General features: G+C 58.9%; 13 protein-coding genes. 6 read left to right on the top strand and 7 right to left on the bottom strand.

What is annotated here, in order from left to right; genetic code table 11:
* Window positions 1-358: 358 nt before the first annotated feature.
* The 4 genes from KBY08_RS17495 to KBY08_RS17480 all read left to right on the top strand — a co-directional run bounded on the left by KBY08_RS17495 (window position 359) and on the right by KBY08_RS17480 (window position 5,454).
* A complete protein-coding gene (locus KBY08_RS17495; protein ID WP_024641329.1) occupies window positions 359-2,131 on the top strand; it encodes an N-acetylglutaminylglutamine amidotransferase in 1,773 nt (590 codons plus the stop codon).
* A gap of 3 nt (window positions 2,132-2,134) precedes the next feature.
* A complete protein-coding gene (gene ngg, locus KBY08_RS17490; RefSeq protein WP_024639726.1) occupies window positions 2,135-3,883 on the top strand; it encodes an N-acetylglutaminylglutamine synthetase in 1,749 nt (582 codons plus the stop codon).
* Window positions 3,884-3,962: 79 nt separating this feature from the next.
* Window positions 3,963-5,159: an osmoprotectant NAGGN system M42 family peptidase gene (locus tag KBY08_RS17485; RefSeq protein ID WP_003402538.1), complete on the top strand. Its 1,197-nt coding sequence runs from the start codon at window positions 3,963-3,965 to the stop codon at window positions 5,157-5,159.
* Window positions 5,160-5,226: 67 nt separating this feature from the next.
* Complete coding sequence (locus KBY08_RS17480) at window positions 5,227-5,454, top strand: YheU family protein (protein WP_003314533.1); 228 nt, start codon at window positions 5,227-5,229, stop codon at window positions 5,452-5,454.
* Between the two features lie 56 nt (window positions 5,455-5,510).
* On the opposite strand, the gene csrA is transcribed toward KBY08_RS17480, so the two are convergent.
* The 4 genes from csrA to KBY08_RS17460 form a co-directional block, all read right to left on the bottom strand.
* Window positions 5,511-5,705: a carbon storage regulator CsrA gene (csrA, locus tag KBY08_RS17475; RefSeq protein ID WP_003402536.1), complete on the bottom strand. Its 195-nt coding sequence runs from the start codon at window positions 5,703-5,705 to the stop codon at window positions 5,511-5,513.
* A gap of 170 nt (window positions 5,706-5,875) precedes the next feature.
* A complete protein-coding gene (locus tag KBY08_RS17470; RefSeq protein WP_003393231.1) occupies window positions 5,876-6,208 on the bottom strand; it encodes a YnfA family protein in 333 nt (110 codons plus the stop codon).
* Window positions 6,209-6,513: 305 nt separating this feature from the next.
* Window positions 6,514-7,329, bottom strand: a complete 816-nt coding sequence (locus KBY08_RS17465; protein WP_003402533.1) for an SDR family oxidoreductase — start codon at window positions 7,327-7,329, stop codon at window positions 6,514-6,516.
* A gap of 102 nt (window positions 7,330-7,431) precedes the next feature.
* The gene (locus tag KBY08_RS17460) at window positions 7,432-7,809 is read right to left on the bottom strand and encodes a DUF2784 domain-containing protein (RefSeq protein ID WP_057458058.1); all 378 of its coding nucleotides are present in this window, start codon (window positions 7,807-7,809) and stop codon (window positions 7,432-7,434) included.
* Between the two features lie 316 nt (window positions 7,810-8,125).
* Between KBY08_RS17460 and KBY08_RS17455 the strand changes: the two genes are divergently transcribed.
* Complete coding sequence (locus KBY08_RS17455) at window positions 8,126-8,284, top strand: DUF3309 family protein (protein WP_002552554.1); 159 nt, start codon at window positions 8,126-8,128, stop codon at window positions 8,282-8,284.
* Between the two features lie 119 nt (window positions 8,285-8,403).
* Here KBY08_RS17455 and KBY08_RS17450 read toward each other — a convergent pair whose 3' ends face one another.
* The 3 genes from KBY08_RS17450 to KBY08_RS17440 all read right to left on the bottom strand — a co-directional run bounded on the left by KBY08_RS17450 (window position 8,404) and on the right by KBY08_RS17440 (window position 11,459).
* Window positions 8,404-10,062 (bottom strand): cation acetate symporter, encoded by a 1,659-nt coding sequence (locus KBY08_RS17450; protein ID WP_003402531.1) that lies wholly within the window; start codon window positions 10,060-10,062, stop codon window positions 8,404-8,406.
* On the bottom strand, window positions 10,059-10,370 hold the full coding sequence (locus KBY08_RS17445) for a DUF485 domain-containing protein (RefSeq protein WP_003314526.1): 312 nt from the start codon (window positions 10,368-10,370) through the stop codon (window positions 10,059-10,061). Before KBY08_RS17445 ends, KBY08_RS17450 begins: the two co-directional genes overlap by 4 nt.
* A 234-nt stretch (window positions 10,371-10,604) precedes the next feature.
* A complete protein-coding gene (locus KBY08_RS17440; protein ID WP_011268630.1) occupies window positions 10,605-11,459 on the bottom strand; it encodes a glycine betaine ABC transporter substrate-binding protein in 855 nt (284 codons plus the stop codon).
* 40 nt (window positions 11,460-11,499) lie between these two features.
* On the opposite strand from KBY08_RS17440, the gene KBY08_RS17435 reads away from it, so the two are divergent.
* Window positions 11,500-11,736 (top strand): hypothetical protein, encoded by a 237-nt coding sequence (locus KBY08_RS17435; protein ID WP_003402529.1) that lies wholly within the window; start codon window positions 11,500-11,502, stop codon window positions 11,734-11,736.
* Window positions 11,737-11,740 lie beyond the last annotated feature (4 nt).

Genomic DNA, 11,740 nt, shown 5'->3' with positions numbered 1-11,740 from the left:
TAAAAGCCTTCGTACTCTTCGCAAGCCTGTGCGACGTGCTTGTTCATATCGATACCCCTTTATGTATGCCGAGTGAGTTAACGTGCTTTCATGTGCCCCAAACTAGCGTGCTGCAAACATCACCGTCAATGAGCCGAATCCGCTTTACATGTCAGAAAAATCCGCCCTAAAGCGGGTGCGGTAAGCACGACAGTAACCCCAACCCAGTGAAAGCATCAATTCCAGAAGCAAGCACCCAACCAGCTGAAAACAAACGCTTATAACTTTTTGATCTAAAACTACCATGCCCTCACTGGGTCAGTTTCTGGGTGACTGCACTTTCTCAGTCACCTCCCCAACGGAAACCCGGTAAGGACTTATGTGCGGATTAGCAGGTGAATTACGTTTCGACCATCAACCAGCGGACTTAGCCGCTGTTGAACGCATTACCCATGAGCTGGCGCCTCGCGGCCCGGATGCGTGGGGGTTTCATAGCCAGGGGCCGGTTGCCCTTGGTCATCGTCGCCTGAAAATCATGGACCTGTCGGACGGCTCGGCGCAGCCGATGATCGACAGCAATCTGGGCCTGTCCCTGGCCTTCAACGGTGCGATCTACAACTTCCCGGAACTGCGTGCCGAGTTGGAAAGCCTTGGCTATCAGTTCCATTCCGGCGGTGACACCGAAGTGTTGCTCAAGGGCTATCACGCCTGGGGCGCAGACATGCTGCCCAAGCTTAATGGCATGTTCGCCTTTGCCATCTGGGAACGTGACAGCAAGCAGCTGTTCATCGCCCGTGACCGCCTCGGCGTCAAGCCGTTGTACCTGTCGAAAACCGACAAGCGCCTGCGCTTCGCGTCCTCGCTGCCTGCCTTGCTTAAGGGCGGTGACATCAGCGGGATGCTTGATCCGGTGGCGCTTAACCATTACCTCAACTTCCATGCGGTAGTGCCTGCGCCGCGCACCCTGCTGGCCGGCGTCGAAAAACTTCCGCCAGCCAGCTGGATGCGTATCGACGCCAGCGGCAAGGTCGAACAGAAAGTCTGGTGGACTCTGCCCTACGGCCCGCACGAAGACGAGAAAAACCTCACCCTCGAAGACTGGCGTGACCGCGTACTGGATAGCACGCGTGAAGCGGTAGCGATCCGCCAGCGTGCTGCAGTGGACGTCGGTGTGCTGCTGTCCGGCGGCGTCGACTCGAGCATGCTGGTCGGTCTGTTGCGCGAAGTGGGCGTCGAGGATCTGTCGACCTTTTCTATCGGTTTTCAGGATGCCGGCGGCGAGCGCGGTGACGAATTTCAGTATTCCGACCTGATCGCCAAGCATTACGGCACGCGCCATCACCAGTTGCGTATTCAGGAACGCGAGATCATCGAGCAATTGCCTGCGGCGTTCCGCGCCATGAGCGAACCGATGGTCAGCCACGACTGCATCGCCTTCTACCTGCTGTCGCGTGAAGTATCGAAGCACTGCAAGGTGGTACAGAGCGGCCAGGGCGCTGACGAACTGTTCGCCGGTTACCACTGGTACCCGCAAGTCGACGGCGCGAGCGATCCGGTTGCCGCCTACCGTGATGCATTCGTCGACCGCAGCTACGCGGAATACGCCGAGACCGTGCAGCCGAAGTGGCGCACTGCCAACGACGCAGCCGGTGATTTCGTTCGCGATCACTTTGCCCAGCCAGGCGCCAGCGCTGCTGTCGACAAGGCATTGCGTCTGGACAGCACGGTGATGCTGGTCGATGACCCGGTCAAGCGTGTCGACAACATGACCATGGCTTGGGGCCTGGAAGCGCGTACGCCGTTCCTGGACTATCGTCTGGTCGAACTGTCGGCTCGCATTCCGGGTAAATTCAAGCTGCCCGACGGTGGCAAACAGGTGCTGAAAGAAGCCGCGCGCATGGTCATTCCTTCGGAGGTGATCGACCGCAAAAAAGGCTACTTCCCGGTGCCTGGCCTCAAACACTTGCAGGGCGACACGCTTGACTGGGTGCGCGAACTGCTGACCGACTCCAGTCAGGACCGCGGCCTGTTCAACCCTGCCATGGTCGACAAGTTGCTGACCAACCCCGAGGGCCAGCTCACGCCATTGCGCGGCTCCAAGCTGTGGCAACTGGCAGCGCTGAACCTGTGGCTCAGCGAACAGGGACTGTGATCGATGAAACAGAACGCGACGACTTATAGCCAGCGCCTGTTGCGCGGCCAGTCGCCCTCGTACGAACGTCTGCAGGCGCGACTCGCTGAAGACGGCAGCCAGATAGATGCAGACCCTCTGGCGCTGCATTGTGGCTGGGGACGCTTGCTGATCGGTCACACCTACCCTGATCCGGCCGCACTGGCTCAGGACCTGCTCAACGAAAAACCCGGCGAGCGCGATATCGCCCTGTATGTGGCAGCCCCGCAACAGGTGCTGGCGCAATCGCCGCAGCAGTTGTTTCTCGACCCGTCGGACACGCTGCGTCTGTGGTTCAGCGATTACCGCCCGGCGCACCGTGTGTTTCGCGGCTACCGTATCCGCCGTGCGCATAATGAGAACGACTGGCAGGCCATCAACAACCTGTATCTGGCGCGCGGCATGTTGCCCATCGACCCCGAGCTGCTGACCCCGCGCCACGAAGGTGGCCCGGTGTATTGGGTGGCCGAGGACGAGGGCAGCAAGACGATCATCGGCAGCGTCATGGGCCTCAACCACCAGAAGGCCTTCAATGATCCGGAAAAAGGCAGCAGCCTCTGGTGCCTGGCGGTTGACCCGCAATGCACGCGGCCGGGTGTCGGCGAAGTGCTGGTCCGGCACCTGATCGAGCATTTCATGAGTCGCGGCCTGAGCTACCTCGACCTGTCGGTGCTGCATGACAACGATCAGGCCAAGGCGCTGTACGCCAAATTGAATTTTCGCAACCTGCCGACCTTCGCCATCAAGCGCAAGAACGGCATCAACGAGTCATTGTTTCTCGGCCCAGGCCCGCAGGCAGACTTCAATCCGTATGCGCGGATCATTGTCGAGGAAGCCCATCGACGCGGCATTGACGTGCAGGTGGATGATGCCGATGCCGGGCTGTTCACCCTCAGCTATGGCGGTCGTCGCATCCGCTGCCGCGAGTCGTTGAGCGATCTGACCAGCGCGGTGAGCATGACCCTGTGTCAGGACAAGAGCCTGACCCATCGTGCCCTGAAGGCCGCCGGCCTGCGCCTGCCCGCACAGCAAAGGGCGGGCAACGCAGACGATAATCTGGCGTTTCTCGAAGAGCACGGGCAAATCGTGGTCAAGCCGCTGGACGGTGAGCAAGGTCAGGGCGTCGCGGTTGATCTGCGCACCATTGAAGACGTGCAGAGCGCCATCGAACAGGCCCGCCAGTTCGACACTCGCGTGATTCTGGAAAGCTTTCACGAAGGTCTGGACCTGCGCATCGTGGTGATCGGCTTTCAGGTCGTGGCGGCGGCGATACGTCGCCCGGCTGAAATCATTGGTGATGGTCGCCACACCATCAAACAGTTGATCGAAGCGCAGAGCCGACGCCGCGCCGCTGCAACGGATGGCGAAAGCCGTATTCCGATGGATCAGGAAACCGAGCGCACGGTGCGCGAGGCCGGCTTTGACTACGCCGATATTCTGCCGATGGATCAGCGCCTGGCCGTACGTCGTGCTGCCAATCTGCATACTGGCGGCTGCCTGGAAGATGTCACGGCCATTCTGCACCCGGTGCTCCACGACGCAGCGGTGCGTGCCGCGCGGGCGCTGGACATCCCGGTGGTCGGTCTGGACCTGATGGTGCCGGCTGCCGACCAGCCTGACTACGTGTTCATCGAAGCCAATGAACGCGTAGGCCTTGCCAATCACGAACCACAACCCACCGCCGAACGTTTCGTCGATCTGTTGTTTCCGCACAGCCTGCCTGTGCATATCTGATCGCAGCTGCGGGCACGGCTGCAAATGGCGTATCAGCCTTTGCAGCCCGTGGCTTGCAACTGTTCCATAAGGAGCATCCATGACCCCTGCAAATATCCCCGATCCGGATCTGAAATACCTGCAGAAAGTTCTGTTGGAAATGCTCGCGATCCCAAGCCCTACCGGCTTCACCGACACTATTGTGCGTTACGTGGCCGAGCGTCTCGAAGAGCTGGGCATTCCGTTCGAACTGACCCGCCGCGGCACGATCCGCGCCACGCTGAAGGGCAAGCAGAACAGCCCCGACCGCGCCGTATCGGCGCACCTGGACACCATCGGTGCCAGCGTTCGGGAAGTTAAAGAAAACGGCCGCCTGTCACTGGCTGCGGTCGGCTGCTGGTCGAGCCGCTTTGCCGAAGGCAGCCGGGTCAGCGTGTTCACCGACACCGGCGTGATCCGTGGCAGCGTTTTGCCGCTGATGGCTTCCGGTCACGCGTTCAACACCGCCGTGGATGAAATGCCGATCAGTTGGGACCACGTCGAGTTGCGCCTGGATGCCTATTGCACCACCCGCGCCGACTGCGAATCGCTGGGTATCGGCATCGGTGACTTCGTCGCCTTCGACCCGCTGCCGGAGTTCACCGAGAGCGGACACATCAGTGCCCGCCACCTGGATGACAAGGCTGGTGTCGCGGCACTGCTCGCCGCCCTGAAATCCATTGTCGACAGCGGTGCCGAGCCGTTGATCGACTGTCACCCGCTGTTCACCATCACCGAAGAAACCGGTACGGGCGCGGCTGGCGTGCTGCCCTGGGACGTGAGCGAGTTCGTCGGCATCGACATCGCGCCGGTTGCGCCAGGTCAGCATTCCAGCGAACACGCCGTCAGCGTGGCGATGCAGGACTCGGGCGGTCCTTACGACTACCACCTGTCCCGCCATCTACTGCGGCTGGGTGTGGAAAACGAGTTGCCGGTGCGTCGTGACCTGTTCCGCTATTACTACAGTGATGCGCACTCGGCCGTGACTTCGGGGCATGACATCCGCACCGCCCTGCTGGCCTTCGGCTGTGACGCGACGCATGGCTACGAGCGCACGCATATCGACAGTCTGGCGGCGCTGAGCAAGTTGCTGGGTGCCTACATACTCAGCCCACCGGTATTCGCCAGCGATGCCAAACCGGCGCAGAGCTCGCTGGAGCGCTTCAGCCATCAGATCGAACACGATGCGCAGATGGAATCCGATACCCGCGTACCACCGGTCGACAGCCTGATCGGGCAGAATCGCGAAGAGAGTTGAGGCCCTGTGAATTGCGGTGCGTGGCGCCGCAGTTCTATCATCGCCGCTCATCGACACGAGAACCGCCATGCTGATCCCCTACGACCAACTGGAACCTGACACCCTCACTCGCCTGATCGAGGATTTCGTCACCCGTGAGGGCACCGATAATGGCGACGAAACACCGCTGCAAACCCGTGTACTGCGCGTGCGTCATGCGTTGACCAAGGGCCAGGCGGTGATCTTTTTCGACCTTGAGAGCCAGCAGTGTCAGCTGATGCTCAAGCACGACGTGCCGAAGGAGTTTTTCGAATAGCCTCCAAAGGCCGAGTCAGGTCATTTGCTCACAACGTCGCCTGCTGACCACGCCGCTCACCGAAGCGGCGTTGTTGCCTGTTGCGCAAGCGTCCTGGCGATTCGCTTGTAGACTTCGGCGCGGTGAACCTTGACGTCTTTCGGGGCATTGATCCCGAGCCTGACCTGATTGCCGTTGATGCCCAGAATCTGCACGGTGATGTCATCACCAATGGAAAACGTTTCGCCAATTTCCCGCGTCAGTACCAGCATTTTTCCCACCCTTGCGTTGCGCAAAAGAGGCAGGGTGCATGGCGAAACAAGGCGCTTCAATGCGCTGATGGCAAATCAGTAACGTCCTGCAACAGCACCGGAAAAGACTGAAGGAAACGTCTTACTTTCCAGCCAAATCCGTGGGAAATATCGTTCGCGGCAGTGGTTAATCAAGCGGCGGACCAACGCGGCCCCAGCAGAATGATGGTCGCACCGATGACGCAGAACGCCAGACCCAGCCAGTCCGTGCCCAGCGGCCTGACCCGCTCGACCAGCCCCAGCCAGGCAATCGACGCAACAATGTAGATCCCGCCATACGCCGCATAGGCTCGGCCCGCATAAGCCGCCTCCACACGTGTCAGCAACAGTGCAAACACCGTCAGGCTTACAAGCGCAGGAATCACCCACAGCGCGCTCTTGCCCTGACGTAACCACAGCCAGAAGGCATAGCAGCCGAATATCTCGAACAGAGCAGCGAGGAAAAACCACAGGTAATTGAGCATGAAAGGTTCTCAGGTCAGGGCTGCAAGATGCGCGCAACCCTATCAGAAAACAGTGTGGTCATGACCTTGATACCACCCAAGAGGACGCAGAGCGTCGCACGATAGTTGAGGTTATCGTTCCTCACGCTCCAGCGTGGGAATGCAGGTCACGACGCTCTGCGTCGCAAGAGGACGCGGAGCGTCCGGAACGGCATGACGACGCGGAGCGTCGCACGATAGTCGCGATTATCGTTCCTCACGCTCCAGCGTGGGAATGCAGGTCACGACGCTCTGCGTCGCAAGAGGACGCAGCGCTTCCGGGTTAGTCAGGCATGCCCCTTCTGCGCCTTGGCGCGCATCTTCGCGCACATGACGGTCATTTCGTCGTACATCGCCTGCGGTTGCTTGCGCTTCATTTCCCAGGCCATGCGGCCTTCTTCATGAGGCAGGATCATGAACTCGCCTTCGCCAACCTGCCTGAAGATGCAGTCGGCGATATCCCCCGCGGTGATCGGCGACTTCTCCAGCAACCTGCCGATCTGCGCCTTCATCGCGGGCGTGGGGCCGCGGAAGGAATCCAGCAGGTTGGTCTGAAAGAACGACGGGCAGACCACATGAACACCAACCCCCTGATCATGCAGTTCGACCAGCAGGCTCTCGGAAAGCGCGACGACCCCGGCCTTGGCGACGTTGTAATTGCTCATCGCCGGGGCCTGCATCAGCGCTGCCATCGAGGCGATGTTGATGATCCTGCCCTTGCTGGCCAGCAGCATAGGCAGGAACGCCTTGCAGCCCTTGACCACCCCCATCAGGTTGATCGCGATCTGCCAGTCCCAGTCCTCCAGCGACAATTCGTTGAAAAAGCCCCCCGAGGCCACACCCGCATTGTTGACGATGATGTCGATGCCGCCAAAGCGCTGTTCGCACGCCTGGGCAAACGCGGTGAGCTGGCTGTAATCGCGAACGTCGCAACGCTGCACGAAACCGTCACCACCCGCCTTGCGTACTTGCGCAAGGGTCTCCTGCAAGCCGGCATCGTTGATGTCCGAGAGTGCCAGCCGCCACCCTTCGCGCGCCCAGCGCAGTGCAATTTCACGACCCAGACCTGAGCCGGCGCCAGTAATCATGATGCGGTTTTGCATAGCGAGTGCCTTGTGATGTGCAGGAGTTGCCTGAGTGTAATCACAGTGGAAGCACCACAAACCCACCATCAAGACGCTGAATGCCTGGAACAAACCGCAGCCCTATGGACGCCTGGACCGGGCCACATAACGGAGCAACAACAGGCCATACACCGACACATTGAGCAGCACGACGATGCCGCCCAGCCAGAGCTGTATGCCCGGCGTAAGCCCGGCCGGGTAAATCAGCGGGATCAGATAATGCTCAACGAAGCCCCCGGTATAACCCTGCCCTCCAGCGTTGCTGCGCAGGGTGTTTTCCAGCGGTGTCAGCGGGCAATACAGATGCAGAAACTCGACCGCAGTCCCCCAGGCCGCAGCTGGAACGTGCAGCAGTGCCAGCCAGGGCCTTCTCAATACCAGCAGTCCGCCGAACAGGACGAACACAATGAACAGTAGATGAAACACGACCACGGCATCCGCCGCCACTCGATAAACCATCATTGCGTCCTCTTGTGGCCCATCCCTCAGGTGGAAAGTTCGAAGCGAACGGAAACTTTTCAGGGCCTTTAGTTCAATTGTTTTTAAGACCGATTCAAACCCACCAGGTTAAAACGGGCCAAGTTATTGTCAGACAAAAGTACGACAAGATGCTGATTTTCAATGTTTTTTAGAAATGTAAGAAATTATTTAAAATAGATCGAACCTTTCTCCAACCCCCAGAGTCCGATGAGTCAAGCAGGCAAACTTCATACCGTCTGGCGTGACGTTTTAACGGCATCTGTTAATTAACACTAATGTAAAGAGGGAACTCACCATGGGTATCGGCACTATTCTTATCATCGTTCTGATTCTGCTGCTAGTTGGCGGTTTGCCAGTATTCCCGCACTCGCGCAGCTGGGGCTACGGTCCGTCGGGCATCATCGGTACGATCCTGGTGATCCTGCTGATTCTGGTGTTGCTCGGCAAGATATGACCTGCTGCTCCACGCAGCAGCGCATATAGCCAATAAAAAACCCCGCTTTTTCAAGCGGGGTTTTTTTATCGCTCATGAAAAAGCAGCCCGAAGGCTGCTTCGTTCACAACACCGGTACCTTAGTGCGAAACCGCACCACTGGCACCCAGCCCCGTCTGCGAGCGGACGAATTGCGGATAGAACAGAGCGCGCTCGCCCTCCGCCGCTTTCGACTTGTCGGTGATGGAGAAGAACCAGATACCTACGAAGGCGATGGCGATGGAAAACAGCGCCGGGTATTCGTAAGGGAAAATGGCTTTCTCGTGGTGCAGGATCTGCACCCAGATGGTCGGACCGAGCACCATCAGCACCACTGCACTGATCAGGCCCATCCAGCCGCCGATCATGGCGCCACGGGTGGTCAGGTTTTTCCAATACATGGAAAGCAGCAGAATCGGGAAGTTGCAGCTTGCCGCGACCGAGAACGCCAGGCCCACCATGAAGGCGATGTTCTGGCTTTCAAAGGCAATACCCAGAAAGATCGCCACGACCGCCAGGGCAATGGTGGTGATTTTCGAGATACGGATCTCGTCCTTCTCGTTGGCTTTGCCTGCCTTGATGACGCTGGCATACAAGTCGTGGGAAACCGCCGAAGCACCCGCCAGGGTCAGACCGGCAACCACTGCCAGAATGGTGGCGAAAGCGACTGCCGAGATGAAGCCCAGGAACAGACTGCCACCGACCGCATCGGCCAGGTGAACCGCAGCCATGTTGTTACCGCCCAACAAGGCGCCTGCTGCATCCTTGAACGCCGGATTGGTGCTGACCAGCAGGATCGCGCCGAAACCGATGATGAAGGTCAGGATGTAGAAGTAACCGATAAAGCCGGTTGCGTAGAGCACCGACTTGCGCGCTTCCTTGGCATCGCTCACGGTGAAGAAGCGCATCAGGATGTGTGGCAGGCCCGCAGTACCGAACATCAGGGCCAGACCCAGCGAGAACGCCGAGATCGGGTCTTTCACCAGCCCGCCAGGGCTCATGATCGCTTCACCTTTGGGGTGAACCTTGATCGCTTCGGAGAACAGCATGTTGAAGTCGAAGTTGACGTGCTTCATGACCATCAATGCCATGAACGACGCACCGGACAGCAACATCACCGCCTTGATGATCTGCACCCAGGTAGTAGCGAGCATGCCGCCGAACAGCACATAGAGGCACATCAGGATACCGACCAGCACCACCGCAACGGCGTAGTCCAGACCGAACAGCAACTGGATCAGCTTGCCGGCACCGACCATCTGCGCAATCAGGTAAAACGCCACCACGACCAGTGAGCCGCAGGCAGACAGGGTGCGAATTTCCTTTTGCTTGAGGCGGTACGACGCCACATCGGCAAAGGTGTATTTACCCAGGTTGCGCAGGCGTTCGGCGATCAGGAACAGGATGATCGGCCAGCCTACCAGGAAGCCGATCGAGTAGATCAGGCCATCGTAGCCGGAGGTGTAGACCAGCGCGGAAATACCCAGAAAGGACGCTGCCGACATGTAGTCACCGGCGATCGCCAGACCGTTCTGGAAGCCGGTGATCTTGCCACCTGCCGAGTAATAGTCCGACGCTGTCTTGTTCTTTTTCGATGCCCAGTAGGTGATGTACAGCGTGAAAGCGACGAAGACCACGAACATGACGATCGCGGCGACGTTCAGGGGTTGTTTCTGCACTGCACCCGTCAACGCGTCTGCCGCCCAGAGGGTCGGCGCGAAGGCGGCCAGGCCAAGTGCTGCTGATAGGCGCCGGATCATTGCTGAGCCTCCTTGAGGATCGCGTTGTTCAGGTCATCGAATTCACCGTTGGCACGGCGAACATAGATGGCCGTCAATATGAACGCGGAAAGGATCAGCCCAACGCCTATCGGCATTCCCCAGGTAATGGTCGAAGTGGGACTTAGTTTGGCCCCCAGAATATGGGGTCCGTAAGCGATCAAAAGAATAAAGGCCGCATACAGGCCAAGCATGATCGCCGAGAGAATCCAGGCGAAACGCTCTCTTTTGGAGACCAGCTCCTTGAAACGGGGGCTGTTTTGAATCGAGAGGTAAATGCTGTCGTTCATTGTTTTTGTCCTCGCAGCACAGATGAGATGTCACGTAACGCACTTTAGTCGGGTCCGGCGCGCACTCCAGACGACCTTAGTATTAGAACGACATTAGCTGTAGATACCTCTTCTCGCACGGCCTGGACCCGCCGGCAGTCGGTCGCACGGAAAATACTTCGGAGCGGAAAAACAAAAGGCCGTCTGGCGACAACACCAGACGGCCTTGAGAAGGGCTGTTCAGACACTTTGCGACTATTTGGCAGTCCATGCAGCAACGCGATCCGGGTGCTTGGCGACCCAGTCCTTTGCTGCCGCTTCAGGTTTGGCACCGTCCTGAATCGCCAGCATCACTTCACCGATTTCGTCCTTGGATGCCCACTGGAATTTTTTCAGGAAGGCCACGACCTCAGGCGCTTTTTTCTCCAGCCCCAGGCTGGCAACGTTGTCGACGGTTTCAGCCTCGCCATAGACACCTTTCGGGTCGTCCAGGAAACGCAGTTTCCACTTGGCGAACATCCAGTGCGGCACCCAGCCGGTAACCACGATGGATTTCTTCGCCTTCTCTGCGCGGGTCAGCTCGGCGATCATGCCTGCGCCGGAGCTCGCCTGCAGCTTATAGCCGTCCAGACCGTAGTCCTTGATGGCCTGATCGGTCTTGAGCATCACGCCCGAGCCCGCATCGATCCCGGTGATCTTCTTGTTGAAGGAGGCATCAGTCTTCAGGTCTTCGATGGTTTTGGCCTTGACGTACTCAGGCACGATCAAGCCAATCTTGGCGTCCTTGAAGTTGGGGCCGTAGTTGACGACCTGATCCTTGTACTTGGCGTAGTACTCGCCATGCGTGCCCGGAAGCCACGCAGACAGCATCAGGTCCAGCTTGTCGGTTGCCACCGCCTGCCACATGATCCCTGCAGCGACAGACTGCAACTTGACGTCATAGCCAAGCTTTTGCTTGATCACCTCGGAAGCCACGAAGGTGGTGGCGACACTGTCGGACCAGCCTTCCACATAGCCAATGGTCAGGGTCTTGGTTTCGGCAATCGCCAGCGTGGAGCTGACCGCAAGTACCAGAGCGGCACCCGCCCCCAGTATTTTTCGCATCATCATTGTCGCTTCCCCGGAAGTCTGCACCGACGGTTGTCGGAACATGGTTAACGTTGTTCTCCAGACCGCCCTCGCGCCCGACCTTGGGGCACGCGGCGCCTTGCACGTTTTTATCGCTGCCACGCGCAGTCAAACGCACCGCAACGCCACCCTGATCATCGACCTGCGGAACAGGCAGGCATGCTCTGTCTGCGACACTGGGGCAATGGGAAACGACAACAACGAGCCATCAACGACAACGCGCCCCGAAAAACGCCTTGATCCGGCCATCAACAGCTGAGGAC

This window comes from Pseudomonas sp. P135, from assembly GCF_020312125.1.
GTDB lineage: Bacteria > Pseudomonadota > Gammaproteobacteria > Pseudomonadales > Pseudomonadaceae > Aquipseudomonas > Aquipseudomonas fragariae.
Note: the sequence above shows the minus strand (reverse complement) of the source record. Positions and strands in the feature narration are given on the sequence as shown.

Excerpts from the sequence above, each read along its gene's own strand:
- KBY08_RS17495 (WP_024641329.1), top strand. The coding sequence starts at position 359 with ATGTGCGGATTAGCAGGTGAATTACGTTTCGACCATCAACCAGCGGAC.
- ngg (WP_024639726.1), top strand. The coding sequence starts at position 2,135 with ATGAAACAGAACGCGACGACTTATAGCCAGCGCCTGTTGCGCGGCCAG.
- KBY08_RS17485 (WP_003402538.1), top strand. The coding sequence starts at position 3,963 with ATGACCCCTGCAAATATCCCCGATCCGGATCTGAAATACCTGCAGAAA.
- KBY08_RS17480 (WP_003314533.1), top strand. The coding sequence starts at position 5,227 with ATGCTGATCCCCTACGACCAACTGGAACCTGACACCCTCACTCGCCTG.
- csrA (WP_003402536.1), bottom strand. The coding sequence starts at position 5,705 with ATGCTGGTACTGACGCGGGAAATTGGCGAAACGTTTTCCATTGGTGAT.
- KBY08_RS17470 (WP_003393231.1), bottom strand. The coding sequence starts at position 6,208 with ATGCTCAATTACCTGTGGTTTTTCCTCGCTGCTCTGTTCGAGATATTC.
- KBY08_RS17465 (WP_003402533.1), bottom strand. The coding sequence starts at position 7,329 with ATGCAAAACCGCATCATGATTACTGGCGCCGGCTCAGGTCTGGGTCGT.
- KBY08_RS17460 (WP_057458058.1), bottom strand. The coding sequence starts at position 7,809 with ATGGTTTATCGAGTGGCGGCGGATGCCGTGGTCGTGTTTCATCTACTG.
- KBY08_RS17455 (WP_002552554.1), top strand. The coding sequence starts at position 8,126 with ATGGGTATCGGCACTATTCTTATCATCGTTCTGATTCTGCTGCTAGTT.
- KBY08_RS17450 (WP_003402531.1), bottom strand. The coding sequence starts at position 10,062 with ATGATCCGGCGCCTATCAGCAGCACTTGGCCTGGCCGCCTTCGCGCCG.
- KBY08_RS17445 (WP_003314526.1), bottom strand. The coding sequence starts at position 10,370 with ATGAACGACAGCATTTACCTCTCGATTCAAAACAGCCCCCGTTTCAAG.
- KBY08_RS17440 (WP_011268630.1), bottom strand. The coding sequence starts at position 11,459 with ATGATGATGCGAAAAATACTGGGGGCGGGTGCCGCTCTGGTACTTGCG.
- KBY08_RS17435 (WP_003402529.1), top strand. The coding sequence starts at position 11,500 with ATGGTTAACGTTGTTCTCCAGACCGCCCTCGCGCCCGACCTTGGGGCA.